This window comes from Vibrio sp. VP6, assembly GCF_028823755.1.
GTDB lineage: Bacteria > Pseudomonadota > Gammaproteobacteria > Enterobacterales > Vibrionaceae > Vibrio > Vibrio parahaemolyticus.
The window spans coordinates 47,526-70,216 of the sequence record NZ_JAPEID010000028.1; the positions used below are offsets into that span (position 1 = coordinate 47,526).

The following is a 22,691-nucleotide window of genomic DNA, read 5'->3' on the forward strand; positions in this document are numbered from 1 at the left end:
TCATTCCACCTGCTTAGGGGGAAATCACCACCAAAGCGGAAAGAAAAACGCCTACTCACAACGAGTAGGCGTTAACACAATAAATGTGTTTAGGCAGTAGAAACTGTCCTATTTATTAGAAGTAGTAACGAGCGCCTAGAGTCCAGTAATCGTTCTCTTCGTTGTTGTAGTCATTACCTAGGTCGAATTGGTAACCAACGAAAGTAACGAACGAAGGAGTCACTGAGTACTCAGCTTGTAGTGCTGTTTCGCTCTTAACTGTCTTGTTGTCTTTGTCGTCTTCTACGCCTTCGTAGTTAACGCTGAACGTCCAGTTATTTACGCCGTACGCCAATAGACCTTCAAGCTGAGATGTCTCTTCACGCATCTCGTAGAAGTAATCGTTCATGCCGTAAACAACAGCTGCGTATAGACCAGAACCGTACTCACCGTAATTTACAGAGAATAGGTGTGATTCAGCTGACTTAGTACCTAAAGAAGAGATCTCAACATCACCGCCGCTGTATACGTAACCAATGCCGAAGCCCGCAACAGAGCCACTTAGTGCGATTTGACCACGTTGGTCATACTTGTTTCCCTTAGAAACATACTCAGGAAGGCCAGTGCTCGGGTTTTGTACAAGTGACAACCCTGTGTCATCGTTTTCACCCTGCCAACCTAGGCCAAGGTTGAAAGCAAAACCTTCACCGAATTGGAAACTTTTACGATAGCTGATCATTTTCTCAGCACGACCAGTACCCAGATTATTATGATTGTCGTATAAGAAATCGTTAGCAAACGCGATTGGCAAATCCGCTACGCCCGCAACATCGTAATAAGGTGCCCACTGAGTACCAGCAACAACACGACCAAGCTGCTCATGGGTTGCACCAATGTAACCCAAACGAGTAGAGAAAGATTGCTCTCCGCCTTTAAGGTAGTTAAGAGCCCACTCACCTTTCGCATCTACAGTAACACCGTTGCCAATGTCCTTTTTACCCGCCACGTTGATACGCGGAGACACTTGGTGAACTTTCACTTCATCTTCGAAATACTCACCCACGCCAACAGAAACGTGACCGCCAATCGATAAAGATGTACCATCGCTGTTATAAACTTCTGCTGCGAAGGCCTGTGAACCACATGCTAGTGCCGCCACTGCAACGGCTAGAGTTTTCATTTTCATTGTTAACATCCGTATAGTTGTTTGTACCGGTTCGTTTCAAAACAGAATAAAACTGAATCGTTCGCAACGAACAGATAACAAAGTAGTAATGAAATATAAATGAAACAAACACTTTCTTATGCAACTGGTATTATTTGTACTCAATTCTTGAACTACGCCACAAAAAAATAGGGAACTTTTCATTCCCTATCATTACTTCTGTGGCATTTTACGTGTTACATCTTCCACCGTGCGAGTGGCTTCTCAGTTTTGATACCCTTACTGCCCCAGCGGTCAATATTATCAATTTGCAGTATGCGATCCGGTGATACCAAAGAAGTTAAGATTTTTGATGGTTTTTTATCCGTCACCAACCATAGTGTTTTATCTTGTTCAAACTGAGCTTTTAAAGATAGTTTGTCTTTTTCACTCCATTCTAACTCTGGTTTGAACTGACGTTTGACGACAAAAAGTTGGTTTCCTGAAGCAAAATCTTCTAGTGATTCACTCATCAACACGATTGAATCGATCTCTTTTTCAAATATCACTGCTTGTTGTTGGTTAATCAACTCACGCACGCTAAGCATTAATGCTTGTTGATTACTTTGGATTTGCTCTTGGAACTGCGGATACAACTTTTGCAGATCGTCACCGACAATCGCTGTCATACGAATTAAATTACTTGGGTTCAACCAAACGTATTTAGATGTGGCTCCATCTTCCAGCTTTAAGGCCGCAACGCCTTGAGCTCTAGGGGAAATCGCTTGTGACGCATCAATTTCGATCAAACGAATGTTGCCTTGTCGTGCGTAGACATACGTCGGGTCCTGGTCCCAAATGGCTCTCATGGTGATGGCCACGGTTGCGCTCTTTCCTGCCTCTGAAACTTGGTTTGCACCTTTAGTGGCAAACCAATTCGCCACGCGTTCAATGCCATAGCGTTTGGGAGGCAGATATGTGGTTTCCACGCCCGTTCCTTTCATCAGTTGCTCCGACAGCATGTAAGTCACAGGGATGCTGGTTAAAATATCTTTGGCGATCGCCAATGATGACAATGTACTCACCGCCATCAATCCTAAACCTAAAGTAAGAGTTTTCATTTTCATGTCGAGATACTTAAGTTGGGTATGTAAAAGCGTGGTCACGCCTTACGAATAATTCGATATACCGTTGCAGTTAAGAAGAAAGCAGCGGAAACAATGATGATCGACGCGCCCGATGGCACCGGTAAGTCGAGCTCCATTGGCAATATGGTGCCAACCAAGCAAGCAACCGTCGCAAGCAGAGAAGAAAGCAATACAAAGCTTCCCATTCGCTTGGTGAGCAACCTAGCTGTCGCACCAGGGATCAACAGCAGAGCACCTACTAACACGGCACCAATGATCTTCACTGCGGCGATCGTCACTAAAGTGATCATCATGACGAATAGGTAATCGTAAAAGCTGGTATTGAAGCCACGCACGCGAGCAATATCTGGGCTGATACACGTGAGCAAAATGCGATTAAATGTCGGAATCAGCAGCAGCAGGATGATCAAGCAGCTCACTGCAAGCAACGTGATGTCTCTATCAGTCACCGTCAAAATCGAACCGAACAGTACGTTTTCTAGCATGTGTATGTTGATCTTACGTGCGACGTACATCAGCAACGCCGCCCCGACCGCCAGAGCTAACGCCAGAAATACACCGACCAACGTGTCATAAGGTACATTGGTGCGATTTCTCACGAAGTGCAGCAGCAACGCAAAGATCATGCAGAAGCTAAACAACCCTATGATTGGGTTTTCTGGCGGTTCACCAAGTAAAACACCAATAGCGATACCCGTCAGTGCTGCGTGGCCTACTGCTTCGGAGAAAAACGCCAAACGCTTAGCAATCACTAATGTACCCAGCCCGCCGAGTAGCGGCCCCAAAATCAGCGCAGCGACCATCGCGTTCACCATAAAAGCGTACGCAAAGCTGTCGCTCAACCATCCAGCGTCTACACCACTCACCGCCAGTGCTCGTAACCACTCCATTACGCCGCCTCCACTTTGGTTGTGTAGTGCTTAAATAGTGTTTCAATACGATCTGGGCTCAGAACATCCGAGTGGTGTCCGGACGCCACAATCTGACGGTTAACAACGTGCACTTCTGCATCTAAGCGACGCACCGCAGTGACATCATGATGAACCGCTAACACCGTTTTGCCCTGCGCGACAACTTCATGAATCAACCCTTCAAGGTAACGCACACCTTGCTCGTCCATCCCTGTTGTAGGCTCATCCAACACCAATAAGCTTGGGTCATCTAACAAAGCCTGAGCGAACAACACACGCTGTTGCTCACCACCAGAAAGTTGCCCCATACGACGATCTGAGCGAGCGGCCATGCCGACGCGATCTAATTGCACCAACGCACGTTGTGTTTGTTTGGTTTTACGGCGCCAGAATAGTGGGATTCGTGTTTGGTTCAGCAACACAAAATCCATCACCGTTAGCGGTAAGCTGGCTTCAAACATCGCTTTTTGAGGAACATAACCAACGTTTCCGCCAAGCTTATTGTGAGTCTTATTCGGCCAGTGAACGGAAATGTCGCCAGTAAAAGGCGTAAGTCCAAGTACGGAGCGCAACAACGAGGTTTTTCCTCCACCATTTGGACCCATGATCACATGGCACTTGCCCGGCTCGAAGGTTGTCGTGACATTTTGCAATATCACGTTGTCACCGTATTGGAGACTTAAATTATCTATCGAGATAGAAGGACCAAGCATTACGCTTTCTCCTGTGCGTGTTTGCTTGCCACGAACTTCATCGCTTCAATCAAGGTCTCAACATTTTCGCGCATCTCAACTTCCACTTTGTTCGCTTCGTATTCCCCATGCGTCATGTGAGAAAAACGGTAGAGCTTAACTCCTGTCGCTTCTTCGATGGTATCAACAAAGCGATTTGGCATATTCAGCTCGTAAAACAACACATCAATGCCAGATCGTTTGATCTTCTCGATCGTCTCTTGCAGTTGGCTCGCGCTCGGCTCCACGCCATGAGCTGGCTCAATCACTGCGGCAACATCCACACCAAACTCTTGCAGAATGTAGCCGTATGCGTTGTGCGTTGTCGCAACCTTCATACCCGTCGTGTCCAACTCGCCCAACGACAACATGGCATCACGTTTCATCATGCGAAAAGTTTTGGCGTATTGACGCGCGTTTTTACGGTAGAAATCGGCATTGTCAGGGTCGAGTTTGCTCAACTCGCTCGCGATGGTATAAACCTTTTGAATCGTTGTTGAGAGCCCAACGAACGTATGTGGATTCACCGCGCCTTGCCCAACTGATTGTCCCATTGCTGGCAATAGCGGAACTTCTTTGTTGGCTTCAATGACAACGAGATCATCGCGTTGCGACGCGTTGATCACCTTCAATGCAAAATCATCATGGCCAATACCATTCACCACAATGACATCCATTTCATTAAGACGTTTTAGATCATTCGGTTGCGGTAAGTAGTTATGAGGATTAAAGCCAGCATCCACCAGCGGCAAGATTTCCGCTTTGTCACCAACAACAGCGTGCACATAGCTGAAATAAGGCTGAAGCGTGATACCAATTTTCATTTTGTCACTCGCGAAACTGGACGTGCTAGCGACCAATAAAGCGCAAGATGCAAACATGGAACGTAAAAGCGAACGTGTGATCATAATATGTATTCTTTGAATTGAGTTAAGTGTGCGAAAGGTGAGCAGAAGATGGAGAAGAGAGAATTAGCTGTTGCCACCCCTGTTGATGGCGATGGCTTTCTTCGCTCAATGTTGGGGTTGGCGCAAAACCATGGGCATCGATTAGCCAAATGTCGGCGTGGCTTTGACGACTATCTAGAATCATTGAAGCCGCCCCTTGCTCACTCTGTCTGATGCCCAGATAGATCCCGTCACCAATGCTCTGCCATTGATGCGAACCTTTACGCTTCCAGTTTTGATCTTGAACAAAGGGGGCAATCCACAGTGACGCCATCTCTTCCGTATCTGGCCAAGTACCGGACTCTGCGTGTAAATCGCGCAGTTCTTCATGCGCCAGTTTTAGCTCGGCAATCAAACCGAGCTCTTCTTGGTGCAAGTCCGTGATTCGAATTTGATGAGAAAGCACTTCAGAATAGGGAGAATCAACTTGGTGCAGAGGCATCAAAACACTGGCGCAAGCAAGAATACCAGCGATGGTAAGTGCCACCCATTTTCCTTCTCGGCTACCGTTATCGGGACGAACTTTTTGTGTGATCATTTCTCTTTCAGCTCAACCACATCCACTTCAACTGGGCTTTCATGACCGGCATCGAAAACCAAGTAGAAATCAGTCTTTGGATGAGAAAACTCGGCAATAGAACGCTTGTCTGTTCTGACTTTGGCGATGAGGTTATCTTCGTAGTCGTACATTTCGACATCGTAATCGATCGCGGTTGAGCCATCAGAGTAGCCAGTTTCACAAATCACTTTATCTTGAGATAAATGACAACTCATTAGAGGAAAGTGAGCAGAAGCGTGAAAGGAAGAAAATCCAGCCAGTAGCAGAGCAGCTTTAAGAATAGAAGTGTTGTTCATGTTGATTCCAAAATGGCTCAGAGCTTGCTGAGCCTAATTCGATTAGTTGAGTAGAGTTTCAAACGTTAGATGTACATTCGCGCTGGTTTTGTCAGCTAGCGGATGATTGTTCAGCACCCCTTTGTAGTTCGCTTTCATTAGGTAGCGCCCTGCCACGTCTGGCGTAAAAGTAATTTTTCCGTCTTTATCACTCACCACGTCAATTTGCTCTTGATGGTTGCGATACAACGTTCCTTCACGCGTGATCTCTGCCGTCACACCTTGTTGAGGTTTGCCATTGAAGAAGAACTGGAACGTCACCGCTTCCCCTTCAATGATGTCAGATGGGTGAGTCAGCGGTTTTAGCTCTAGCAATTTGCCTTCAATTTCTAACGCTTTTTCTGTTGGTTTACCGACCGTGATGTAGCTTTCTGCGCGGGTGTAGCTTAGCTGAGTGACCACATCACGCGTTTTTTCTGGTAGCACATCAGCGCGCTCAGCTTTATTGGCTCTAACCCACTTCACAGTATCGCGGCGACCTGCTTTGTACTGGGTGTAGTAGCCCGGCTCATTGTTGATCGCAACCTTATGCGTGCCCTCTTCAACAAAGAAGAAATCGAACATCGAACGACGCTTACCGCGTATTACAAAGTTCGGACGCTCAGAGCGGCCATCCGGCATGATGACAAAAGCTTGTTCGCTACCTGCTGGCTTATCGAATACAAATGTGCCATGAGAAGCAGTCACATCGAACGTGAGCCAATCACCACCTTCTTTAGAAACGGTAAAGTGTGAAGGCAAAACCCAACGAGGATGCGCTTGTGCCGTTGTCGCTGCAGCTAATCCCATTGCCATTACGCTTGCTAACGCCACTGCTTTCATTTTGGTTTTCATTGTTGTGTCCTTCTATCACTTAACTTGGTAATTGACGGTGATGACCCCCGTCTCTTGAGTTGGTTTGAGTTGGTAGCGCACCTCACTGTCCGCTAATGTCATTTTTTGGCGCAAGTAGTTGCGACCACCGTGTTCACGAACGACCTCAACATGTAAGGTATAATCACCTTGCTCAAGGCGTTCGCCTGCGTCGTTAGTACCATCCCAAACAAATCGATAATGCCCAGCAGGGCGAGTCGCAGACGTCACAGCGTCAATCAGATCGCGATCATAACGACCCACTTTTCGCCACCAGCTGCGCATGTCTTTGAGCCACTCATCCTTACCGACCCAAAGCTGAATGGTTTTAACGGATTGACGTTGTTCATTTTCAACCCACACTGCGACGTAAGGACGGGCGTACATTGAGGTATCGATCTTCGGCAATTCAAATTCAAAGTCGATTTTGGCAGCATCAGGTAAAGGCGCAGCCAAAACTGGCCATGGTGCTAAAGCCGCTACCAACGCCGCTTTGCAAACTAGGTTTTGGCGAAGTAACTTGCCTGTGTTCAACATAAGCTTTTCTCTACAACTGGCTGTTAAGGCACAGCAACAAAATAAATGACGAGCGACAGCAACGAGCCAAAGCTCATCCACTGTAGTGATGTTCTGAACGTCTTTTTCTTCGGCAATAACAGGCATACACCGGTCAGGACGAAAAACACCATCAGTAGTGCAGTGATGTCGATAAACCACTTCCAAACATCACCACTGTTACGACCTTTATGCAGATCATTCAGCAGTGCGATCGCACCATAATTGGTGGTTTCAATATCGGCGTCGCCAGTGGTCATATCAACGAAAACCGTGGCGTTATAACCGGGCCCTTTGAAATCCAGAGAGAGCTCGCCAAGCACCAATTCACCTTGATCCACTTCGGTGTAAACGTCCAAAGCAGATGGAGTGCCACGTAAAGCCACTTCTTGGGTCAAAAAGTCAATGAGTGCAACGCGGTTTGGCTGGAAGCTTTCGCCGTTCAAAAACAAGGTCTGCGGCGGGATGATGATGGTGTGCTGTTGAATGATGGGTTCTTTTCGCTCAAACAGCTCAGGACGATTTAGCGTGATGCCAGTGAGCGCAAAAAACAGCGTCACCAATAAAAGAGCCATCGAAATATAGATATGTAGACGGCGCGCCCACGTTTGAACACCTTTGCTTTTAAGCAACATAGAAAACAATCATCACCAATAAATGTGGAGCATAATTTAGGTGATAATCATTCTTATTGGCATTTAATTTACATTGTTTACGTTTAAAAACTGCTGGGTAGTTGAGGTCTAGTCGAGCGACTTAGATCTACTCCAAAAGAAATGGAAACAAATAGGTTAGATGGCAAACTAGTCAAATTGGAAAGGTTAAATTTCCAGTCTCATCCCAATTTCACCATAAATTACCGACTTTTCATTCGCTATAAGCAATGATGGCAAAGTTCTAATGAGTTTTACTTAGTCAAAATAGTATAGGCGATGAGATTAACTATGAAGTTAAAAAATTCTGCTCTCACTCTATTGATTGTTTCGTCAAGTACTTGTGCAAGCGATAGCTTTGAAAACCAAGTATTTATCAGCCTTAACCAATCGATAAGTGCATACGGAGAGAAAATAGAACAATGCGAGCAGATAGCTAAAGACAACAAGCCTGATGCAGAAACGCTGGCGTTCGCTAAAACCAATCATGATTTGTTACGCCCTATTTTACCGTTTCTGAGCCAACGTTCTTTCGAAGATTGCGTCCTACAAGAAAAACAACAGCTCGCCTATAAGCTATTGGTTGCAAAGCATAATTCGACGAGAGCATCGACGCTAAAGCTAGTCCAAGTCACAGAAAAGTTAACGTTTTCTATCATACCTAACTCAATAGAAAAATTTGAAGCCCTACGCAGACAAGATCAAGAGTACATTTTAAACAACCCATTCTTTTCAAAACCATTTAATGCTTTGCGTTTTTACGAACAACTAGTTGATGGGTAATTCTGTTTAAAATCAGATTCTACATATAGTAAAAGACCCGAGAATGACTTCGGGTCTTTTCATTTGTTCTGCGCTAAGAGCTTTGTGTTGCTTCCGCTTTACGCCGTTGGGTTAAGTATTTCACCCAACTCTTGGCTTGATTCGATGGTTTGATTTCATTCGCACGTTTCGCATTCGCCAATGCGTCATCCAATCGATTCAACTTGTAGTAGGCTCTGGTTTTGATGAGCGCGACGTCAGCATTACGACCTTTTACCTTATCCAAAGCAGCCAATGCTTGTTGGTAATAGCCTTGTTGAACAAGTAGCTGAGAGTAGTTCCAGTAGTATTTAGAATCCAACTTCGCGGCAATTCGCCAACTATCGATGGATTTATCCCACTCTTTTGCCATCTGCCAATAGGTCGCCTGCTGAGCTTTTAACTGGCTATCGACGTTAAGGTCTTCCAACTGCTCCATAATTAAAGCAGCACGCTCTGGGATTCCACGTTTCGCATAAAGCTGTGCCAGCAGTTTAAGATCATCTTGACTGAGCGCGACACCTTGTAGCTTGGCTAAAGCCATTACATCTAGTGCGCGTTTGCTGTCATCGACACGTAAATGCAAGCGAGCTGACGCCACCACTCAACTCGTTCAGGCTCAATTGCAATCAAACGTTTGATGGTGACAATAGCAGGCTGCCACTTTTTGAGTTCCAGTTCAGACGAAAGCTTAATCGACAATGGGCCGAGTTCATCTGGCTGACCAAACTTCTCGTAGCGACCCATCGCTGATAACACTTTATTCCATTGGCTCAACTGGTAATGCGATTGTGCGATGCGCAACCAAACTTCATGAGCTTTCTGGTTTTTAGGTACGGCTTTACTCAATTCGTAATAGTGAGGCAAGGCTTTAGCAAACTGTTGTTCGTTCAACAAAATATCCGCTAGCATTTTACGTGTTTGCCACGCTTGCTCGTCTTGCAATAAACCACTGCTTACCGCGAAATCCAGTTGCTTGATAGCTGGCTTAACTTGCTCATTCTGCCAATAAAAAATACCAAGCATACGAGCAACAAACGCTTGATCGTAACCACGCGATAGGTCTAACGATTCGAGAGTTGAGATCGCTTCTTTAAGCTTCTCTTCTTGAGCTAGGCTGTGCGCACGCTGCACTCTAGATGCGGTGTACTGGCTAAGCTCTTGAGCTATCGCACTGGCTGCGGTCAAACTAAGCAGCGTTGTGATTAAGAATTTCTTCATCATTTGCCTAATTTGAACTCCACTTTTGCGGTTTGTCCGAACTGCTCAATCGACACACCATTTTCAACTTTGGGTTGGTATTTCCACTTCTTCAACGCGCTAATGGCTTCTTTTTCAAACATACGCTTTGGCTCTGCATCGATCACTTCAATGTCTTTTGGACGACCTGTCGTGTCAATCGTAAAGCGCATGATCACATAGCCTTCAACCTTGCGTTTTAATGCTTTACTTGGGTAACGAGGTTCAACTTTATACAGCGGTAACGCTTGTTGATTGCCCATGGTTCCCTTTAGGTTTGGCGCATTAATCGCAATACCATCTAACGCCGTGTTTAACCCAAGCGCGCTGATCGGTGTTACTTGGCTCATCGGCTCAACTTGCGTGTTGGCTTGAGACAGCTCCATCGGCTCTGGTGCTTGAGGTGGCTCTGGCTGCTCTGGTACTGAACGTTGACGACGCTGCACATCGGCATCGTTTTCAACCATGACCATATCAAAACGCACTGCCTCAGACGGTTTTGGTGCGCGTTGATTGCCATTATCGACCATCCACGCCATAAAGCTAAACAAACTCACGGCGATCAATAATGACGCTGGTAACGCAATTAACAGCCTACCCATTAAGGTTTCTCCGCTGCCAGTGCAATGTTCTTCACGCCAGCACCTTTAGCGGCATCCATCACTTTCACAACGGTGCCGTTGTAAGCGTGTTCATCAGCCTGAATCACTAACGATGCATCTGGCTGGTCTAGCAATAGGTGCTCAATAGATGCTTCTACGCGTTCCAGATCGACCAAGCGTTTGTCGATGTATACATCGTTTGCTGCCGTAATGGCGATGAAAATACCTGCGTCTTTTTGACTGACCACGTTCGATGCTTGAGGGCGGTTCACTTCCACGCCAGACTCTCGCACGAAAGAGCTGGTAACAATAAAGAAAATCAACATGATAAATACAATATCAAGCATCGATGTTAAATCGACTTGAGCTTCGTCTTGTTGATTTGGTCTGCGTCCGAGTCTCACTTCTGACTCCTTAAAGATTGTTCTAATTGGATCGCTTTACGTTCACATACTTTGCTTAAACGAGCATGTACAAACATGCCCGCCAATGCCGCCACCATACCTGCCATAGTAGGCAGCGTTGCTAAAGAGATGCCCGAAGCCATCAATTTTGGATCGCTGCTGCCTTGTGAGGCCATCACGTCAAAAACGGTAATCATGCCAGTGACAGTACCCAACAGACCAAGCATGGGACAAATGGCCACCAATAACTTGATCGTTGAAAGATTTTGGCGCAATTCGATTTGTGCCTTTGCAATCCATCCATCGCGGATTTGATGTGCATACCAAGAGTGGTGCTCTGACCGTGCCTGCCACTGTTCACGAAGCTGTTTATTTACCTTCGGAAATACCGTCGTTAAGTAAACCACTCGCTCCATAACCAGTAACCAACACACCGCTACAACGGCAGCCAACCACCATAGGATTTGGCCACCTTGCTGCATAAAGCTCATCAAGGTATTGGCCCAATCCTCACTGATCAAACCCAAAGTGTTGAGTAGGATCTGCTCCATTACGCTGCGTTCTCCGCTATCGTGTTACGGTAGCCTTTGTTGTTAGACATATCGCGCTCTGCTTGTTCAGCAACTAAGCCAATACCCTGCTTTTCTAGAATGTTGCGAATGCTCTCGGCTTGAGAACTCAGCACATTATGCGCCAGAAGCAGTGGCATTGCGGCTACCAAGCCGAGAACCGTTGTCACCAACGCCATCGAAATACCGCCCGCCATGACTTTTGGATCGCCATTACCAAACTGAGTGATCACTTGGAATGTTTCGATCATGCCCGTTACCGTACCTAGCAGACCTAACATTGGTGCCAGCGCTGCAAGCAGTTTGAGCATCGATAGTCCTTTTTCAAGGTGCGTTTGCTCATCAACCACCGCCTCAAGTAGACGCAATTCTAATGCTTCGACACTTCGATGTTTGTCGTTTTGATAAACAGAAAGAACGCGACCTAGAGGGTTATCTTCTGCTTTGGTTGGATTCTTTAGCTGCTTCGCGATTTTTTGGCGAGCAATGAAAAGAGACACACCGCGAACCAACGCGATAATCAAACCAATCGCCAATAGAACAAGGATGATCTGACCAACTACGCCACCCGCATTTAGACGATCTTTCAGCGTTGGCGAGTTCGCTAGTTGTTCTAAAAGAATGCCACGCGATGGATCAATAACTAACGAATCCAATTCGCCGTTGGTGAATGCGCTCGCAGTCGGACCATTTTCTGGCTGACGCAAATAGTTCACTGCGTCACCACGCTGGCCGTTCCATTTCACATAGCCATTGTCATCAAGTAGTGCCATTGCGCCAAGACGAACACCGTTGACTTTCTGTTCTTTACCTTCTCCATCGAGCAAAGTGAAAGAGACCTTCGCCAGTTCGCCACTTGCGGTAACTTGCTCTTCCATACTGCGCCACATCGCTTGCAATTGCTTCAACGTCGGTAGAGACTTCGCCGCGACAATAGCTTCAATGTCTTTTTGATATGAGTTGGCATCTACGCCTGTCACTGCGTGTTTCAGTTCTGACTCAAGCTCTTTCGCGTTTTGACGAACAACACCAAATAGTTCGCCTAGGCTGCCCGTTTCTAAACGCAATTTTTCTTCTAGCTGAGCCAGTTCCGCTTCATTTTCACTAAACGTGACGCTTAATGTATCAGCTTCGGCTTGAAGGGCTGCACGCTCAGCAACAAGCTTGTTTTTAATTGCTTGCAGCTCTTGTTCGGTTTTCTTGAAACCCGATTCACGTGACGCATTGTGCGTTTGCTGCTGACGATTTTCTTGCTGCGCTTTTTGCAACAACGTATCACTCGCGAACGTCGTGTGAGGCATCATCGCCGCGGTTGAGATAAGAGCAACCGATAGCCATTTCTTGATCATTTACTTGCCCTCCGCAACCGTTAGTGACACTGGCAGAGTCAACATACTCGGTGCAATTTGTTTGTTTGCCATAGCAAACGCCTTATCTAGCTCGGTCTTTTGTTCCGAACCAACAGGCTGCCAAGCTTGTTTCTGTTGCGACCAACTCCAGAATTTGTCACCAGACAGGCTACGCGCAACCAAAGATACACGGCCCAAGTAAAGGACATCAGCTTCCACTTTTTCGTTAGCATCTAGATTAATTTTGCCTTGGTAGATACCAAGCTTGGTGCCGTAGTCCATTTCAATTTGGTAGGCTTCTAGGATTCGACGGAATTTCTCTGCGTCGGCAACATCGGCTCGCGTCATCAGATCATCAAGCTTCGCAATGCGTTCTTCACGCTGAGCTTTACGAATAGGTTTGTCGCTGGCCACTATGCGCTTGAGTCCTTCAAGCATGTGATACATCAATGGCACGACACCCTGACGAGTTTGAGCAATCTGCTCAATTTGCTCGTTCAAACTGTTCACTTCTTGATGTTGGCTTTCAACCAAACTTGAAAGATGATCACGATAAATCTTCAAGTTGCTGACTTCTTCCTGAAGCTGTTCGATTTCCGCTTCCAGCGTCAGAGACTTTTCTGCGCTTGCATCAATACGTTTTTGGCTAACCGCTGATGCTTGGTTAGTTTTACTCTGCACTGCTTGTGCATCGTTTAAATTCGCTGCGTGGGCAGGAATCAAAACGGATGAGATCAACAGAGCGATACTTGATTTCATTAGATTCATACGAGTTTAAATGCTATTTCCTAAAAACGACTAAAGGGGAAGACCGGACTTCCCCTTTACTAATCAAATTGTTATCAGTACTTGAACTGGATTGTCGCCATGTAGTTTCGTTCTTCTCCAACCACTACGCCACTCGCGCCTTTTTGATCACCGTTCGTGCTACCACCACCTGCGAGGTAGTCAGTATCGAATAAGTTTTCGACATTGAATCGAGCGATGATGTCCAAGTTTTCATCGTACTTATGTTTGTATGACACGCCCATATCAATGCGAGCGTAGCCATCTTTCTTGAAGGTGTTCTTTGCATCACCGTAGCGATCACCTTCATAAATCAAACCAAGGTTTAGGTTCGTATTGTCCTGAACCTTGTAGCTAGACCATAGACTTGCCGAGAACTCTGGCACATCTGCAGGGCGGTTGCCTTCAAATCTTTCTGCCTTCTTCAACTCGGCATCCAAGTACATTGCAGAAGCGGTTAGCGACAACTCTGGAGTCACAAAACCTTGAGCCATTAACTCAGCACCTTTGTGAACTTGCTCACCACCTTGCGTTTTCTTATGTAGGAGCTGATTACTAGCATCTTTACCACTTTCAACATCTAGCGAGATATTCTCTAACGTGATATCAAATACAGCACCTGATACAAATAAACGCTGATCAAACAGTTCCCATTTCGTACCGATTTCATAAGAGATACCACGCTCAGCGTCGAGTTTCTCACCATCATTGATGTAAATACGACTACCGTTGCTGACTTCACCTTGCGGCATAAAACTCTCAGAGTATTGCACGTAAATCGAACCATTCGATGTCGGGTGGAAAATCACACCTAACTTTGGAGAAACTTGGTTCTCTGTTAGCGAATCTTCACGCTTTTCGTCATAACGAGCACCCGCAAGTACTTGCCAGTAATCGTTAATCGTCATCATGTTTTGCGCGTAAATACCCCAAGTGTCATGCTCGCCTCTTGGGTATTTTTTCGAGCGTACGGTTCCAGGACGAGTAACTGTCGTGCCTGCCGCTACATCCTCTCCTGCATGGAAAGCCATAAAGCGGTCGTATTTGTAGTCGAGGTAGTTTGCCCCCACCAAAAACGTATTTTCTGTACCCAACAAAGAGAAATTGGTTGTCACGTCTAAGTACGCGGTATCGAATACCCAGTTATCTGTGCGCTCGTTCCCTTTATGTCGAATCACACCCTCTTTGTCATAATTGTCAAACTTAGGGTAAGACTCTACATCAAAACGCTTAAAGTCTTGACGGTTGTAACCCGCTTTCACATTCACGTTATCAGTAACTTGAGCATTAATATCGATACCGTAGTTTTCTACGTCGTTATCAATTTTTGACCACTGAGCGTCCCAGATGTACTTATCACCACGAACTGGCTTTCCGTCCACGATGTAAGCACCTGAATCTACGCTACCTTCGTCTTTTGTACGGTCATAATGCGCTGACACCATGATGTTTTCAGTAATGTCATACTCAACAACTAGGCCACCCACAACACGGTCAGTTTGCGGCTTTGTGCCATCGCCATACGTACGCCAAGAGCTGTAGTTTTCTTTCGCAAAAATAGCGCGAGCACGTAGCGTTTCTGCGTCATTTAAAGAACCACTTACATCAAGTACGGTACGCGAATGTTCGTTTGAACCGATATCTTGGCTCAAGCTTACCTGTGTTTGTGTTGTTGGTTTCTTAGAAACCATGTTTACTAAGCCACCCGGCTCAGACTTACCATAAAGTAGACCAGATGGACCTTTTAGCACTTCAACGCGCTCTAAAAGCTCAATTGGCTGACGGTAATGTGACCAGTGCTGACGACCATCACGTAAGAAGCCATCAGAGCTACTTAGTTCAAAACCACGTAGCGAGAAACGTTCACGGTTACGGCTAGTTCCACCCGCGCTTACACTCGCGTCATTACGTAACACTTCACCTAGTGTACTTGCGCGTTGCTCATCGATGACGGTTTCGTCGATGACCGCAACCTGTCCCGGAGTTTCTAGCTGCGTCATTTCCATACGCATCGCTGTACTGTTGGTATCAGCTTTGTAGCCGAACTCGCGACCTTCTACAACTAGGTGCTCATCTGTTTGAACGTTTGCCACTGCAGGCGCTGCTAGCACCGCACCGATCACTAATGCCAAATGGCTCTTAGTAAACATATCCTTTCACTCCGATTATTTTCGGGTCCCACATTCAGTGAATGTGATTCCCTCTTATTTATTTTGCGAGTGAATATAAGTGATAAGTATTACCATTTGCATTAAATTTACATTCTTTGCATTTGCAAAGTTTTGTAAAGAACTCTCTGATGAAGAACCGCTCATACGAGATCCAGATCACAAATCGAGTTCACTTCATTGTTACCCGTTATTGTCTGAACACCAAACTCACGGTTAAACCACCTTGAGAACGATTCTCTGCATTGACGGAACCACCCATCATTCGCATCGATTCCTTAACGATCGCCAGTCCAAGGCCGTATCCACCAAGCTTTTTGTCTCGCGAGGCATCCAAGCGGGTAAACGGGTTAAAGATATCGGATAACTTGTTCTCTGGGATGCCAGGCCCATCGTCAGAGACAGACGTAACCAGATAAGCCTGCCCATTGATTTCTTGATTAGTCAGAGTCACTTCGATCCGAGCATCTTCACCCGCGTATTTGATAGCGTTGCCAACTAGATTATTCAGACAACGCACCACGAGAGTATCTTCACAGTAAGCTCTCGGCTCGGTCACACGTGAAATAAATACAATGCTCTGTGATTCCCTCAAATCGATTTTGCAACGCTCAACTTGTGGGGCTAGTAGCACTTCAAGATCGCTACGCTTGGTCTCTTTGTCGTAGCGAGCATTCTCAAGGCGACTAAATTCCAAAATGTCACTGATTAGATGATTCAGCTCTTTGGCTTCGTCTTCCAACCGCGTCACTAGTTCTTGTTCGCTTTCACCAACTCGTTTACGCAAAAGGTGCAAAACCAAATTCTGTCTAGCAAGAGGCGTTCTTAGTTCATGGGACACATCGCGAATCAAAAGACGTTGCTTCTCCGCTAGCGAGTGAATCTCTTTCGTCATGTGGTCAAAATCTTGCGCGAGTTCATTAAATTCTCGCGTGTTGGACTTTAGCTCCTGCACAACACTGACATTAAAATCGCCGTTAGAAAGCTTCTTGCTCGCCTCTCTGAGTCTGTCCAACGGTTGCTGTAAGTTGCGTGCCATTAAAAGCGAGAACAAAGCCAAAATCACGGCGGCAATTACCACTTTGATAATGGAAAAGTACAGTATGAAGTCATTCGCAGGATGTAAGCGATGCGGCAGTTGAATGACTAAGTTGTGCTGCTGAACCAATGGAATGCTGATGATTGGTCGATTCACTTTGTCTTCCAATTGATCATCAATGCTGCGTTTGAATTGGAGCTTAAATTCAAAATGTGGATGCATGAGACGATGCGTCACTGGTTGAAGCTGCTCGTTCAGTACAAACAAATAGAACTGCTGCGCGTTCGCCCAATCAGCCAACTCATCCATGTCGCCATGTTCAATCAGCACGTTGGCTTGGTGAGCAAGATCCAACATTTCCATTTTGACGCTATTTGGAACTTTCAACATGGCTTTCACCAAGGCTTGTTCCGCTAACGCTTGCACCAGCAAAATGCTGATGACTATCGCGGTCATGTAACTGAAAAGCTTAAACGCAAGGCTGTCTTTGCGTTTTGCTATGTAGGATGGACACACCAGCTTCATCACGCGCCCACAGATTCTAAATAACTGTAGCCTTTGCCTCGAAACGTTTTGATGTGCTGTTTAGATAAGCCCGCTTCAACCAATTTTCGGCGAATGTTACTGATGTGCATATCTAGGTTGCGATCAAACGGGCTGAGTTCTTTTTTCAACACTTCTGTCTGTAGCTCTGCTTTGGAGATCACCACGCCTTGATTCTTAACCAAATGGCTCAAAAGCTCCGCTTCAGTGCTGGTCAACGGTAAGCTGGTTAGCTGATCACTGATACTCTGGGCGGTATTACAAATGGTTTGGCGTTGACGCTCCAAGCCCACTCGACGCAAGATCGCTTTGATGCGCATTAGCAACTCAGCGACGTTGAATGGCTTACCAATGTATTGATCGGCACCCGCTTGATAACCATCCAGCATCGAGTTTTCATCGTTCAATGCTGTAAGCATCAGAATTGGCGTAGCAAATCGTTGGCAAATACGACGAGCAACTTGCATCCCATTTAAGTTTGGCAACATCACATCGAGCAACACTAAATCGACTGGCGTTTTCTCCATGTACTGCAGCGCGCTTTCACCACAATGCACAGAAGAGACGGTATATCCTTCATCTTGCAAAACTACTTCTAAAAGCTCACACAAAGGAACGTCATCATCAACAATCAGAACTCGAGACATGCCAAATTACCACTTAAATAAAAATGGTTCGCATTCTATTACTCATTTGCAAATTAAACAACCATAGTTTATGGGGCTTTTCTCTGTTTGGAAGACACAAAAAAGCCTACTAAACAGTAGGCTATATAAGGCAAAACGGAGAATTTCTTTGTTTACAATCAGCACTTCAAACCTGTCGATTGCGCGACATTCTCAACAATGGATCTCAAGTTCATACTGATAGAGTGTAATGTTTCAAGCTCCTCTTCTGTAAACGGGTGAGTAAGAACCGACTCTGCACCTTTTTTCCCGACCACTGTCGGTAGACTTAGCACGACGCCACTCACACCATATTGACCCGACATCATCGTGCCAACTGGCAACACAGAGCGCTCATTGATTTTGATGGCTTGAATGATTCGAAATACGCTGGCTGCAATACCATGCACCGTATTATGTTTGCGACGAAATATTTCGTAACCCGCTTGCTTAACCGCTTCGAGCAACTCATCAGCATCGATTCTCTCGATATTGTGTGTATCGCAATAATAATCCGCAGGCTGGCCAGCAATAGAGATCAAACTCTTTGGTGTGAAACAGTGGCTTCCGTGCTCTCCCAGTACATAACCAAATATGTTTTTAGGGTCAAGATCCACACGGTTAGCAACAATGCTCATCAAGCGGGCTGTATCGATAACACACCCGCTGCTGATCACTTTGTTTGGCTCAAAGCCTGTATTGGTAGTAATAAAATGAGCAACAATGTCACAAGGGTTGGACACGACAATCAAAACCGCCTTTGGTGCAACACGCTCTATTTTGCTAGCGATCTCGACGCCAATCTTCGCGTTGATTTCCGCTATATCTAAACGTGTTTGTCCTTGTTGAATTTGCGCACCTGCCGTTATCACAACAATATCGGCACCTAACAAATCGAGGTAATCATCTGAAGGAATAATGCGGGTATTTTTGGAAAAGGTTAACGCCGCTGTGTGACGAAAATCGAAGACTTCCCCTTCAGCTCTTTCTAAGTTTTGGTCTAACAGAACAAGTTCACTGACGCTGCCTAGCGTGAGCAAATAATTGCAAACACCAACTCCAACGGCGCCAGCGCCAATCACACCAATTTTCATCTTACTCTCCCTGAAAAAATGCGGCTCTTGAAAGATACGTCGCTCTATAAAAATGAGCGGCAAGAGCATAAAAGTCCAACGTCATTTTGTAGCTCAGAATCTCTTACCAATCTAGTCTTTCATTTCTGCACCATGCTTGCTTGATGAAAATTACACCATTGAATCGTGACGTTACCGCCCTGAAGAAGCCTTTCACCTCTATATCAATGGCCAAAAGCGAGTACAATCTGGACATCTAATCCAAGAAGGCAAACAAAATGGAAACTCTGTTAATTGGTCACCGCGGCGTTGCCGGCTCGTTCCCAGAAAATACAAAAGTCAGCGTTCAAGCTGCAATTGATCTCGGCCTAAAATGGGTAGAAGTGGATGTTCAGCCAACAAAAGATAACGTACTTGTGGTTTGCCACGATCATACGTTAAATCGATGCAGCAATGGCAAAGGGCGAGTTGATGCTCATACGTTGGAAGAACTAAGACAATTAGATTTCGGTGGCTGGTTCAGCGAAGATTTTGCTGGCGAAAATATCATGACTCTTGAGGAGCTATTAAGTTTGGCTACTGAGCGAGGTCTAAATCTGAATATTGAAGTGAAAGTAGACCGCCATCCAGCGGATGAAGTCGCACAAACGCTTGCAAAAGTGCTTACCGAAAGTTCAATGCCTAGAGAGAACCTTTTACTCTCAAGCTTTAGTCATGATGTCATCAGAGCACTTTACCAGCATTGCGAAGGTTATCGTTTGGGTGTTTTAAGTGAGTTTTTTACAAAAAAAGACGGGCTATTGTTAGATGAAGTGAAAGCGTACAGCTGTAACCTAAATATTAACTGGGTTCGTTCGCGTCAGATCATTAAGCTGCAAGAAGCGGGCTATAAGGTCATGTGTTACACGGTCAACAACCCGAATAAGCTCAAGCACCTTCCGCAATTAGATGGCATTTTTAGTGACCATCCAAAACGTTTTATGCAGTAACCTTTCAAAGCTCCCGTGGGATAACGAGTCCTACCACTCGATCGTGATCGGTGTTCCCATGGTGACAAGCTGGATGAATTCATCCATTTCTTCATTGGTGAGCGCAATACACCCGTTGGTCCAATCAAAACTCTGAATAAAACTAGGATCTTGCGTCTCACCATTCTTTAAACCATGAATTTTAATGTTCCCACCCGGGGAGACACCTCTCCGGTGCGCCTCTAACGTGTCAATAGCATCGGGATAGCTAATGTGCACCGAGCGATAGAACGCAGAATCCTCAATCACGTAATCGAGCGTGTAACTGCCTTCTGGCGTTCGGTTATCGCCTTCTTCTTGCTTATGGCCTTTAGGACTGGCACCCAATGCAATACGATATTCTTTTAGTATGATGCCATCTTCTATCAAGTACATTCTGCGTTTCGATTTATCAACTTTAACCAGATCGACAGCCGCATGCGTACTGAACGTAACCAATCCACACAGAATTAAAGCACACCATTTTATCGACATTACCAGAACGCCCAAACCAAGAGTCAGAAGGAAATAAAAGAGAAGCTATGCTAGTCAGATGATGCTCACAAAGCAATCTGATTATAACGTTGAGACGTAAAAAAGACGGTGCTAATCGCATCTTGATATTACTGAGATTTAAGCAAAGATTTCACTATTCATTAGGCCTAAGTTGCATTACTTTATAAGTAGATTTATTTATAAAACCCATACTTTTTGGGAGGGAACTATGATTAACATTGCTTTTTTTAGTGCAAAATCCTACGACGAAGCCTCTTTTAATAAAATTAAGAACAATCGCGACTTCGAATTTCACTATCACGACTTTCGACTCACCGAAAAAACCGCAAAAATGGCGCACGGTTGTGACGTGGTGTGCGCTTTCGTCAATGATGATCTTTCTGCTCCCGTTCTAAAACAACTTTCTTTGGGCGGAACAAAACTCATTGCGATGCGTTGTGCTGGCTTCGATAAAGTAGATCAACGAGCGGCTAAAGAGCTTGGCCTTCAAGTTGTGCGAGTGCCTGCATACTCTCCCGAAGCGGTCGCCGAGCATACCGTCGGTTTGATGATGTGTTTGAATCGTCGTCTCCACAAAGCGTATCAACGCACCCGTGATGCCAACTTCTCTTTAGAAGGATTAGTTGGCTTCAACTTTTTCGGCAAAACTGTTGGCGTTATCGGCACAGGCAAGATTGGTATCGCTACGATGCGAATCTTTAAAGGCTTAGGGATGGAACTGCTTTGCTACGACCCTTACGAAAATCCTCTCGCTTTAGAAATGGGTGCACGATACTGTTCTCTTGAAGAGATTTACGCCAATGCAGATGTTATCTCTCTTCACTGTCCAATGAGCGAAGAAAACTACCACCTATTGAACGAAAACGCTTTTGCTCAAATGAAAGATGGCGTGATGATCATCAATACAAGCCGCGGTGAGTTACTCGACTCTGTCGCCGCTATCGAAGCACTTAAACAGGGTAAGATTGGCGCTCTTGGTTTAGATGTGTACGACAACGAAAAGGACTTGTTCTTCCAAGATAAATCCAACGACGTTATCGTGGATGATGTTTTCCGCCGCTTATCGGCATGTCACAACGTTCTGTTCACTGGTCATCAAGCTTTCTTAACTCACGAAGCGCTGAATAACATAGCATCTGTGACATTGAACAACGTAGAAGCCTTCTTCTCCGGCCAAGTTTCAGGGAATGAACTAATCAACTAAACATAGAATCGAGGAGGATAGTAGAGCGTAGATTTTCAGCTATGCTATACTCCTCGACCATTAAAAAATTGAGTCTATTTACCATGAGCATTAAAACTGATATTCAAAAGCTGCATAACCGCGTAGATACCTGCCAACGTAAACTGGATGCAGCACGTTCTCGTGGTGATCACGAAATGATTTCTAAATTCACGGATGAAGTTGAAGATCTAACAAAGAAGCTTAATCAACTTAAGCACAAACAAACATACGAACTAAATAAAGAACGTAAAAGCCTGTTAGATATGCCATTCTCTCGTGAAATCACTAAAGCAGAACAGGCAGACATCGGTAAACTGAAGAAACGCGTACGCGGCTTGGTTATCGTTCACCCTATGACCAAAATGGGTAAAGAACTACGCCTAGACGTGATGACTGGCTTCGCACCGAAAGAGTTCTAATACACTCGACAAACACATTAAATGTAAGAACGCCCAAGCCCATCGCTTGGGCTTTTTTGTATCTGAATGAACTAGAGAAAAGGGAAGTTGAATAGCTGCAAGGTGTGCAACACTAAAACTCAAGTTGCCAGCCACTCAATCTCACAGCGTTTAAGGCTTGCTGCTTTAGAAAACGTCACTTTGATAGGTTCGAAAGCCTTAATGGAACGTCTGTATGTTAAAGATCATTCATTTAAGAACAAACCTTGTATTGAGTGATTGTGTGCTGAATATTAAAACAAGGGCGCCTAGTTTGGAGGGAATCTCAACCGGGGGGATTTGCTAAACCTCTATCATTTCCAGTTTGCGCTGAAATAAAAAACCTCGCTATCTCTAACGGGGCTTCTTAATTGTGCTTAGAGTCGGGGAGCGCGACCGACTTGAGATTTAATACAAATCCCATCTAATTTTCAAACGTCGAAAATGACGAAAG

The 22,691-nt window shown here is 45.3% G+C and carries 24 protein-coding genes and 1 pseudogene; 4 read left to right on the forward strand and 21 right to left on the reverse strand.

The window, feature by feature from the left end; genetic code table 11:
• Window positions 1–115 precede the first annotated feature (115 nt).
• The 10 genes from OU793_RS16975 to OU793_RS17020 form a co-directional block, all read right to left on the reverse strand.
• The gene (locus tag OU793_RS16975; protein ID WP_005459338.1) at window positions 116–1,165 is read right to left on the reverse strand and encodes a porin; all 1,050 of its coding nucleotides are present in this window, start codon (window positions 1,163–1,165) and stop codon (window positions 116–118) included.
• 215 nt (window positions 1,166–1,380) lie between these two features.
• Window positions 1,381–2,250, reverse strand: a complete 870-nt coding sequence (locus OU793_RS16980; RefSeq protein WP_031381866.1) for an ABC transporter substrate-binding protein — start codon at window positions 2,248–2,250, stop codon at window positions 1,381–1,383.
• Between the two features lie 35 nt (window positions 2,251–2,285).
• Entirely contained in the window at window positions 2,286–3,161 is an 876-nt protein-coding gene (locus tag OU793_RS16985) for a metal ABC transporter permease (RefSeq protein ID WP_005479618.1), read from the reverse strand.
• A complete protein-coding gene (locus tag OU793_RS16990) occupies window positions 3,161–3,895 on the reverse strand; it encodes a metal ABC transporter ATP-binding protein (RefSeq protein WP_005459358.1) in 735 nt (244 codons plus the stop codon). Before OU793_RS16990 ends, OU793_RS16985 begins: the two co-directional genes overlap by 1 nt.
• Window positions 3,895–4,821, reverse strand: coding sequence for a metal ABC transporter substrate-binding protein (locus OU793_RS16995; protein WP_140103180.1), 927 nt, complete (start codon window positions 4,819–4,821; stop codon window positions 3,895–3,897). The genes OU793_RS16990 and OU793_RS16995 overlap by 1 nt, the downstream gene beginning before the upstream one ends.
• Window positions 4,822–4,843: 22 nt before the next feature.
• Window positions 4,844–5,398 (reverse strand): hypothetical protein, encoded by a 555-nt coding sequence (locus OU793_RS17000; protein ID WP_159404265.1) that lies wholly within the window; start codon window positions 5,396–5,398, stop codon window positions 4,844–4,846.
• Entirely contained in the window at window positions 5,395–5,715 is a 321-nt protein-coding gene (locus OU793_RS17005) for a hypothetical protein (RefSeq protein WP_005459329.1), read from the reverse strand. The genes OU793_RS17000 and OU793_RS17005 overlap by 4 nt, the downstream gene beginning before the upstream one ends.
• Window positions 5,716–5,757: 42 nt before the next feature.
• Window positions 5,758–6,588 carry a DUF4198 domain-containing protein gene (locus OU793_RS17010; protein ID WP_140103182.1) on the reverse strand — a complete coding sequence of 277 codons (831 nt, stop codon included), beginning with the start codon at window positions 6,586–6,588 and terminating at the stop codon, window positions 5,758–5,760.
• 15 nt (window positions 6,589–6,603) lie between these two features.
• Entirely contained in the window at window positions 6,604–7,143 is a 540-nt protein-coding gene (locus OU793_RS17015; protein ID WP_159404264.1) for a DUF2271 domain-containing protein, read from the reverse strand.
• 23 nt (window positions 7,144–7,166) lie between these two features.
• Window positions 7,167–7,796 (reverse strand): PepSY-associated TM helix domain-containing protein, encoded by a 630-nt coding sequence (locus OU793_RS17020; protein WP_025504827.1) that lies wholly within the window; start codon window positions 7,794–7,796, stop codon window positions 7,167–7,169.
• A 309-nt stretch (window positions 7,797–8,105) separates the two neighbouring features.
• Between OU793_RS17020 and OU793_RS17025 the strand changes: the two genes are divergently transcribed.
• A complete protein-coding gene (locus tag OU793_RS17025; protein ID WP_025442458.1) occupies window positions 8,106–8,597 on the forward strand; it encodes a hypothetical protein in 492 nt (163 codons plus the stop codon).
• Window positions 8,598–8,670: 73 nt separating this feature from the next.
• Here OU793_RS17025 and OU793_RS17030 read toward each other — a convergent pair.
• The 10 genes and pseudogenes from OU793_RS17030 to OU793_RS17075 all read right to left on the reverse strand — a co-directional run bounded on the left by OU793_RS17030 (window position 8,671) and on the right by OU793_RS17075 (window position 19,073).
• Window positions 8,671–9,839, reverse strand: a pseudogene (locus tag OU793_RS17030) (hypothetical protein).
• Window positions 9,836–10,456 carry an energy transducer TonB gene (locus tag OU793_RS17035; RefSeq protein WP_005484262.1) on the reverse strand — a complete coding sequence of 207 codons (621 nt, stop codon included), beginning with the start codon at window positions 10,454–10,456 and terminating at the stop codon, window positions 9,836–9,838. Before OU793_RS17035 ends, OU793_RS17030 begins: the two are co-directional and overlap by 4 nt.
• Entirely contained in the window at window positions 10,456–10,860 is a 405-nt protein-coding gene (locus OU793_RS17040; protein WP_005459364.1) for a biopolymer transporter ExbD, read from the reverse strand. Before OU793_RS17040 ends, OU793_RS17035 begins: the two co-directional genes overlap by 1 nt.
• Window positions 10,857–11,411: a MotA/TolQ/ExbB proton channel family protein gene (locus tag OU793_RS17045; RefSeq protein WP_029809558.1), complete on the reverse strand. Its 555-nt coding sequence runs from the start codon at window positions 11,409–11,411 to the stop codon at window positions 10,857–10,859. Before OU793_RS17045 ends, OU793_RS17040 begins: the two co-directional genes overlap by 4 nt.
• Window positions 11,411–12,778 carry a MotA/TolQ/ExbB proton channel family protein gene (locus OU793_RS17050; protein WP_029852796.1) on the reverse strand — a complete coding sequence of 456 codons (1,368 nt, stop codon included), beginning with the start codon at window positions 12,776–12,778 and terminating at the stop codon, window positions 11,411–11,413. Before OU793_RS17050 ends, OU793_RS17045 begins: the two co-directional genes overlap by 1 nt.
• Window positions 12,779–13,546: a DUF3450 domain-containing protein gene (locus OU793_RS17055; RefSeq protein WP_025605103.1), complete on the reverse strand. Its 768-nt coding sequence runs from the start codon at window positions 13,544–13,546 to the stop codon at window positions 12,779–12,781.
• Window positions 13,547–13,620: 74 nt separating this feature from the next.
• The gene (gene peuA, locus OU793_RS17060; RefSeq protein ID WP_159404262.1) at window positions 13,621–15,714 is read right to left on the reverse strand and encodes a TonB-dependent siderophore enterobactin receptor PeuA; all 2,094 of its coding nucleotides are present in this window, start codon (window positions 15,712–15,714) and stop codon (window positions 13,621–13,623) included.
• Window positions 15,715–15,922: 208 nt separating this feature from the next.
• Window positions 15,923–17,296 (reverse strand): sensor histidine kinase, encoded by a 1,374-nt coding sequence (locus tag OU793_RS17065; RefSeq protein WP_178309990.1) that lies wholly within the window; start codon window positions 17,294–17,296, stop codon window positions 15,923–15,925.
• Complete coding sequence (locus OU793_RS17070) at window positions 17,296–17,961, reverse strand: response regulator transcription factor (RefSeq protein WP_005459337.1); 666 nt, start codon at window positions 17,959–17,961, stop codon at window positions 17,296–17,298. Before OU793_RS17070 ends, OU793_RS17065 begins: the two co-directional genes overlap by 1 nt.
• A gap of 158 nt (window positions 17,962–18,119) precedes the next feature.
• Window positions 18,120–19,073 carry an L-lactate dehydrogenase gene (locus tag OU793_RS17075; RefSeq protein WP_025442453.1) on the reverse strand — a complete coding sequence of 318 codons (954 nt, stop codon included), beginning with the start codon at window positions 19,071–19,073 and terminating at the stop codon, window positions 18,120–18,122.
• A 257-nt stretch (window positions 19,074–19,330) separates the two neighbouring features.
• Here OU793_RS17075 and OU793_RS17080 point away from each other — a divergent pair, with 257 nt between their 5' ends.
• Entirely contained in the window at window positions 19,331–20,041 is a 711-nt protein-coding gene (locus OU793_RS17080) for a glycerophosphodiester phosphodiesterase family protein (RefSeq protein ID WP_060658642.1), read from the forward strand.
• A gap of 30 nt (window positions 20,042–20,071) precedes the next feature.
• On the opposite strand, the gene OU793_RS17085 is transcribed toward OU793_RS17080, so the two are convergent.
• Entirely contained in the window at window positions 20,072–20,554 is a 483-nt protein-coding gene (locus OU793_RS17085) for a murein L,D-transpeptidase family protein (protein WP_005479613.1), read from the reverse strand.
• 229 nt (window positions 20,555–20,783) lie between these two features.
• Here OU793_RS17085 and OU793_RS17090 point away from each other — a divergent pair, with 229 nt between their 5' ends.
• Window positions 20,784–21,779, forward strand: a complete 996-nt coding sequence (locus OU793_RS17090) for a 2-hydroxyacid dehydrogenase (RefSeq protein ID WP_025612050.1) — start codon at window positions 20,784–20,786, stop codon at window positions 21,777–21,779.
• An 83-nt stretch (window positions 21,780–21,862) separates the two neighbouring features.
• Window positions 21,863–22,219, forward strand: a complete 357-nt coding sequence (locus OU793_RS17095; RefSeq protein WP_005467110.1) for a YibL family ribosome-associated protein — start codon at window positions 21,863–21,865, stop codon at window positions 22,217–22,219.
• Window positions 22,220–22,691 lie beyond the last annotated feature (472 nt).

Bases quoted from the DNA above. Each gene is read 5' to 3' on its own strand.
- OU793_RS16975 (WP_005459338.1), bottom strand. From the start codon at position 1,165: ATGAAAATGAAAACTCTAGCCGTTGCAGTGGCGGCACTAGCATGTGGT.
- OU793_RS16980 (WP_031381866.1), bottom strand. From the start codon at position 2,250: ATGAAAATGAAAACTCTTACTTTAGGTTTAGGATTGATGGCGGTGAGT.
- OU793_RS16985 (WP_005479618.1), bottom strand. From the start codon at position 3,161: ATGGAGTGGTTACGAGCACTGGCGGTGAGTGGTGTAGACGCTGGATGG.
- OU793_RS16990 (WP_005459358.1), bottom strand. From the start codon at position 3,895: ATGCTTGGTCCTTCTATCTCGATAGATAATTTAAGTCTCCAATACGGT.
- OU793_RS16995 (WP_140103180.1), bottom strand. From the start codon at position 4,821: ATGATCACACGTTCGCTTTTACGTTCCATGTTTGCATCTTGCGCTTTA.
- OU793_RS17000 (WP_159404265.1), bottom strand. From the start codon at position 5,398: ATGATCACACAAAAAGTTCGTCCCGATAACGGTAGCCGAGAAGGAAAA.
- OU793_RS17005 (WP_005459329.1), bottom strand. From the start codon at position 5,715: ATGAACAACACTTCTATTCTTAAAGCTGCTCTGCTACTGGCTGGATTT.
- OU793_RS17010 (WP_140103182.1), bottom strand. From the start codon at position 6,588: ATGAAAACCAAAATGAAAGCAGTGGCGTTAGCAAGCGTAATGGCAATG.
- OU793_RS17015 (WP_159404264.1), bottom strand. From the start codon at position 7,143: ATGTTGAACACAGGCAAGTTACTTCGCCAAAACCTAGTTTGCAAAGCG.
- OU793_RS17020 (WP_025504827.1), bottom strand. From the start codon at position 7,796: ATGTTGCTTAAAAGCAAAGGTGTTCAAACGTGGGCGCGCCGTCTACAT.
- OU793_RS17025 (WP_025442458.1), top strand. From the start codon at position 8,106: ATGAAGTTAAAAAATTCTGCTCTCACTCTATTGATTGTTTCGTCAAGT.
- OU793_RS17035 (WP_005484262.1), bottom strand. From the start codon at position 10,456: ATGGGTAGGCTGTTAATTGCGTTACCAGCGTCATTATTGATCGCCGTG.
- OU793_RS17045 (WP_029809558.1), bottom strand. From the start codon at position 11,411: ATGGAGCAGATCCTACTCAACACTTTGGGTTTGATCAGTGAGGATTGG.
- OU793_RS17050 (WP_029852796.1), bottom strand. From the start codon at position 12,778: ATGATCAAGAAATGGCTATCGGTTGCTCTTATCTCAACCGCGGCGATG.
- OU793_RS17055 (WP_025605103.1), bottom strand. From the start codon at position 13,546: ATGAATCTAATGAAATCAAGTATCGCTCTGTTGATCTCATCCGTTTTG.
- peuA (WP_159404262.1), bottom strand. From the start codon at position 15,714: ATGTTTACTAAGAGCCATTTGGCATTAGTGATCGGTGCGGTGCTAGCA.
- OU793_RS17065 (WP_178309990.1), bottom strand. From the start codon at position 17,296: ATGAAGCTGGTGTGTCCATCCTACATAGCAAAACGCAAAGACAGCCTT.
- OU793_RS17070 (WP_005459337.1), bottom strand. From the start codon at position 17,961: ATGTCTCGAGTTCTGATTGTTGATGATGACGTTCCTTTGTGTGAGCTT.
- OU793_RS17075 (WP_025442453.1), bottom strand. From the start codon at position 19,073: ATGAAAATTGGTGTGATTGGCGCTGGCGCCGTTGGAGTTGGTGTTTGC.
- OU793_RS17080 (WP_060658642.1), top strand. From the start codon at position 19,331: ATGGAAACTCTGTTAATTGGTCACCGCGGCGTTGCCGGCTCGTTCCCA.
- OU793_RS17085 (WP_005479613.1), bottom strand. From the start codon at position 20,554: ATGTCGATAAAATGGTGTGCTTTAATTCTGTGTGGATTGGTTACGTTC.
- OU793_RS17090 (WP_025612050.1), top strand. From the start codon at position 20,784: ATGATTAACATTGCTTTTTTTAGTGCAAAATCCTACGACGAAGCCTCT.
- OU793_RS17095 (WP_005467110.1), top strand. From the start codon at position 21,863: ATGAGCATTAAAACTGATATTCAAAAGCTGCATAACCGCGTAGATACC.